The sequence below is a fragment of the Oceanobacillus sp. J11TS1 genome, from assembly GCF_018333215.1.
Lineage (GTDB): Bacteria > Bacillota > Bacilli > Bacillales > Amphibacillaceae > Oceanobacillus.
The window spans coordinates 1-696 of record NZ_BORO01000067.1 but is presented as its reverse complement, the minus strand read 5'-3'; the positions used below and the strand labels follow the sequence as shown (position 1 = coordinate 696).

Genomic DNA, 696 nt, shown 5'->3' with positions numbered 1-696 from the left:
ACGCCGGTCCTGGCTATTAACTCCCAAGGCAATATAAACTGCTTTAGAAACAACCCGGTGATATTCACGGACCTTAATATACATCGCATCCACATAGATATAATTATAATATTGCCGATCTAAAGGACGGTTGGCCCATTCCTTTACAACTGGATCTAGCTTTTTTGTAAGCTCTGAGACCATGGACTTCGACACTTTTTCACCACAAAGCTGTTCTACGACTTTAGTCACTTTACGCGTAGAAACACCATTTATCACCATTTCCAACATCGATAGCAAAAAGGCTTTATCACAACGTTTATACTTCTCGAATAGTTCTGTAGAAAAATCCCCGCTGCGCGTACGTGGAACCTTTAATTTTACCTTTCCAACACTCAGCATATACTCTCTATCGTAGTATCCATTTCTGTAATCATGACGATCTTCATTGCGTTCGTGGGAAGTATTTTTCATATATTGATCTCTTTCCATCTCCATGTACTGATTAAATAAAATAACGATAGAAGATTTTACGACATCATTTAGATCAGATTGCAGCACTTCCTCTTTTAATTTTTCAAAATCTAGGTTAAACTGTAATTGAGTCATTATTAATTCCTCCTACTTTGTTTATCGTCGTTGAAAACATTGTATCATAAGGAATTAATATGGCTCTTTTTTTATTTCCCCTTTTTACACAATTATATGGACTTAATC

At 35.9% G+C, this 696-nt stretch carries 1 protein-coding gene; it reads right to left on the bottom strand.

From position 1 onward, the window contains the following. A partial coding sequence (locus tag KI343_RS19850) for an IS256 family transposase (RefSeq protein ID WP_212928120.1) occupies nucleotides 1-588 on the bottom strand: 588 nt, incomplete at its 3' end. Nucleotides 589-696 lie beyond the last annotated feature (108 nt).